Source organism: Mesorhizobium sp. WSM4816, assembly GCF_055811535.1.
This window is the reverse complement of the sequence record NZ_JBVVQR010000079.1, coordinates 1-3,850: the sequence shown is the minus strand read 5'-3', so window position 1 is coordinate 3,850 and position 3,850 is coordinate 1. Positions and strand designations below refer to the sequence as shown.

General features: G+C 63.2%; 3 protein-coding genes and 1 pseudogene. 1 reads left to right on the top strand and 3 read right to left on the bottom strand.

The features are described from left to right. Nucleotides 1-965 precede the first annotated feature (965 nt). The 3 genes and pseudogenes from AC0L3H_RS32785 to AC0L3H_RS32775 form a co-directional block, all read right to left on the bottom strand. Complete coding sequence (locus AC0L3H_RS32785) at nt 966-1,274, bottom strand: putative quinol monooxygenase (RefSeq protein WP_077380133.1); 309 nt, start codon at nt 1,272-1,274, stop codon at nt 966-968. Nucleotides 1,275-1,320: 46 nt separating this feature from the next. Further along, nucleotides 1,321-2,030: pseudogene (locus AC0L3H_RS32780) on the bottom strand (SDR family NAD(P)-dependent oxidoreductase). A 100-nt stretch (nt 2,031-2,130) separates the two neighbouring features. Further along, nucleotides 2,131-2,568, bottom strand: a complete 438-nt coding sequence (locus AC0L3H_RS32775) for a DsrE family protein (RefSeq protein WP_473588222.1) — start codon at nt 2,566-2,568, stop codon at nt 2,131-2,133. A gap of 111 nt (nt 2,569-2,679) precedes the next feature. Here AC0L3H_RS32775 and AC0L3H_RS32770 point away from each other — a divergent pair, with 111 nt between their 5' ends. Next, nucleotides 2,680-3,774: a hypothetical protein gene (locus AC0L3H_RS32770; protein WP_473588221.1), complete on the top strand. Its 1,095-nt coding sequence runs from the start codon at nt 2,680-2,682 to the stop codon at nt 3,772-3,774. The last annotated feature ends 76 nt before the right edge of the window (nt 3,775-3,850 follow it).

Below are 3,850 nucleotides of genomic sequence, written 5' to 3'. Positions count from 1 at the left end.
AAGGTGGATGTTGAATCACCGGAGAAGCTCGTCGTCACATCACAATCGATTCATCGATCACGGGACGTGCTCTAGTGCTTCAGCGCTCGGTGGCGATAGGCTCGTGTGCGCCGCAGGATTTTGGCTGGGTAACATTCCTGCATTCTCGATGGCGGGTGATCTCAAGGCGTACTGGAACGTGATCGACGGGTCGAACGGCGAAACGGCGAAGAAAGCCTATGCTCGGGGCTTCAAACCGGTAACCATCCTGAATCCCTATTCGAACTTTCCGAAACAGAAATCTGATAGCTCTGGCGCGGTAGCCAAAGGCCCCTCAATCCGTGGAGTAAGCTGCCCTCCTTCGGACCGATCATTCGGAGCAACATCGAGCACGCACCGCCAGTATCGGAGTCGACCACATAGAGTTCACCTTCGGGGAAGATACGAAACTTGCTTGGGAGAACGAGGCGGCGCGGCAAGCCTCGGGTAGCGCGTCGCGAGAAACATTCGACGAGGATTAGTTCCAAGAGTGGGCAAAATGGTTCTGGATTCCCCTGAAAAGGACGAAGGATCCCGACGTGCGCGTCGGGCTGTACGGCGCGCGGCCATTCCACAGGGACTATTGGGGCATCCTCGGCGGAAATGCGGCTCTATGCTTACGAGTGGCTGCAGTTTCACGACTCGAACGTTCTCTTGAAGGGGAAGGAACTGCCATTGAACCGCGGCCATAGACCACGGCAGACTGGCCTCTCCGGGGGATCCTCCGTGCCTCTCCTTGACATTGGTCCGCGTATAGCTTTCCCAATCATCTGGATCGTCCCGCCGCAGGGGCGGCAACAGATGCACCGCCGAGACTACGCGGCCGCGCTCCTTGCTGTGATTGAAAATGCCAGAGGTGTCACCCCCATGACCGAGCGGATCGTCAGTTTTGTTATGAGTGGCGGTATTGGCTCACGGCTGTGGCCGCTGTCCCGCCAGCCTATCCTCTATCCCGCCTTGGCCTCAGCCAACCCAAAGCCACCAACAGGATGCGTTTCCACCTGGAACTCGAACCCGGCGATGATCGGCCGCGCCTTGGCAATCGCCGCCTGGACTTCCGGCAATTGCAGCGAAGCCTTGTGGCTTGCCTGGTCGGTCCATACCTCGGTCACCCAGATCGCGTCGGCATCGGCCGGATCGGTGGCGATGATATAGCTCAGGCAGCCCGGCAGGGCGCCGGTGCTGGCAAGCAGGACGTCCATCATTGCGTCGCGCTGGCCGCGCGTCGCCCGCATCTTGCCGATCAGACCATACATTGCCGGTTTCTCCGTTGCTTGCTGCGACAAGTATGCAGGCCGCCGCTCACGGCATCAACTGGCCACCGTCGTGGCCGGAGATGTACCCGCTCAACAGGGCCGACGAGAGGAACGGCGCCGACGCAGTCCTGCGGCGTGCCGGCGGTCCCTGCGGAATGGTGGCAACCATGGCCTGCTCCTCGGTCGAATAGCGCTCATGGAAGGCGATGGTGCCCGGCGCCACCGCGTTGACGCGAGCCGACCAGTTCCTTGGCCATGCCGCGGGTGGAGACGAAGGCCTTGGCCGAGCCATAAAGGCCGGCGCCTTGCGTGCCGCGATCGACGAGGTGTCGACGATGAAGCCGCCCTGGCGCTTCAGCCGTGGCATCGCCTGGCGTAATGAAGTCAGCACGGAGCGGGCGTTGAGGTCCGCGTCGTAATGCGCCTCGGTCAGTTCGGCATAAGGCACGCGGCCGAGGCGGCATTGTTGACCAGGCCATCGAGCCGGCCGAAATGCTGCGCGTGACGACGCGCTCGACATCGGCAGGAAACGAGAAATCGCCCTGGACCGGGAATACCTCGCCGCCGCCGTTGCGGATGGTTTTGGCGAGGTTTTCGCCGACTTGAATTGTAATGCAGCGCGACGCGGCATTTCTGCGCGGCGTGGGCCAGTGCAAGTGCCGCCCCGATGCCGGTCGCGGTGACCAGCACCGCCTTGCCGGCGAGGTCGCCAAAGTGGGGGGACAAGGGCGGAAGTGACAGGGGCGGAAGTGACAGGGGTGGAAGTGACAGGGGCGGTTGTGGTGGCTGGCATTCCTCCGGGGTCCTCCAGCTCTTCGTAGAGCCTCGCCGTGCTCATGTTGAAGTCGGTAGAGGTTCAGGGCCGCAAATAGGCGTAGCCCTGGCGCTGCAATTCGGCGAGCTTGACGACGCCGCCGGTCGCGGCGGCATGGAAGCCGTCGAGCAGATCGGTGAGCGCAACGTCCATGCCCTGCATGGTATTGGCGCAGGCATGCGGGGCCAGCCCGTCGCGGACCAGGCCGGAAAAACGGCTGGAAATGGCAGCCGAGGCGCTCTTCGACTTGAAGGCGGCGAGTGCCGGTCCGTGCACGACCAGCACGATGTCGACCTTGCCGCCGGTGCCCTCATAGTGGTTCTTGATATTGCCAAGCGCGAAGCCGACCTTGTCGAGGTCGCTGAGGTGATAGGCGACCTTTTGCCTTTCCTCTGCCATGGCCGCCGCCTTGACCTGGCGCAGCCCGAGAAGACCGGCGGCTCCGGCAAGGGCCACGCGGAAAATATCGCGGCGTCGCATCATGTCGTTCTCCAGCATGTCCGCGCAAATTGCGTGGCTTCGGCCTCGATCCTAGCATAAATTGAAGTTGCGTCGTGGTCGGGCGAAGAGGGGTCGGGCGAGGAGGGGCACATGATATCGAAGACCATTCGGGGGAAGACCATTGTGGGCGCCGGGCTTGCTGTCGCCTTGCTGGCCGCTGTCGCCGGCACGGCCCTTGCCGACGACACGCCTGAGCTCACCGAACTCAGCCCGGACGGCAAGGATGCCTGTTTCGGGCGTATCTACGATGCCGCGCATCTCAAGCTGCACCCGAACCAGAAGGTGGGACGGATTTTCTTCTATTTTGGCGGCGATCCGGTCAGCCCTCCGAACGAGGAGCCGAGCAGTGGTCCATCCGGCTACAACGGTTTCTTGGCGACGACGGTGCGCGGCGCCAACAAGCCCGAATGGGTCGGCGGCTGGTGCGGCAAGGACGATCCGCAGTCGGGCGAGATCCATTGCGGCATGGAATGCGACCGCACCATGGCCCTGGTGAACGTCGACGAAAAAGGCCGGCTGGTCGTCTCCGGCGTGCATCGCAGCCTTTATCTCGATGCCGGCGCCGAGGATGAACTTGGCGAAAAGGAGTTCGCCAGGCAGGCACTCGGCACCGAAGACGACGGCTTCCGGCTTGACCGCATGCCGGGTGAGACCTGCAAGGCCGAATTCGCGCGCATCGATCCGGTCGATCCGGCGCTGGGAGCACCGCTGCGCGAGCGGCTGAAACCGGACCAGCCGTTCTGCTACGGGCGCGACTACGATGTCGCGCATCTCGGCTCGCATCCCGATCAGCTTACCCACAGCATCCGGGTTTTCCGGGGCCCGATCGAACTGGCCGCCTTCGCCAAGGACGGCGATCCGGCAAACTGGCCTGATGGCGCCGCCATAGAAGTTTCCGTCACCACGCGCCAAAGTGCCGCCAGGGTCACGCAGAGCTACAGTTGTGACGGCGAAGCGGACCAGTGGCGCTGTGTGGCGAGCGGAAGGACGAGCGACTTTTCCTGCGACATCGCGGCCAGGGAGATTTATCTGCGCCGCGGCGCCAACGGCACGATGATGCTGGCCAATCCCAACAGCAGCCTGCCGATCGTCGACCTGTGCTCGGAGGCGGCAGAAGGCGAGACCGCTTCCGACGACAAGGTCTATCGGCTGGAGCCGATGCCGCAGGCTGAATGCGCGCGTTGATCGGATCCTCGGATCAGAATGGCGGCGGCAGCGATCCTTCCCACCCCCCCTCTGTCCTGCCGGACATCTCCCCCAC

Excerpts from the sequence above, each read along its gene's own strand:
- AC0L3H_RS32785 (WP_077380133.1), bottom strand. The coding sequence starts at position 1,274 with ATGTATGGTCTGATCGGCAAGATGCGGGCGACGCGCGGCCAGCGCGAC.
- AC0L3H_RS32775 (WP_473588222.1), bottom strand. The coding sequence starts at position 2,568 with ATGCGACGCCGCGATATTTTCCGCGTGGCCCTTGCCGGAGCCGCCGGT.
- AC0L3H_RS32770 (WP_473588221.1), top strand. The coding sequence starts at position 2,680 with ATGATATCGAAGACCATTCGGGGGAAGACCATTGTGGGCGCCGGGCTT.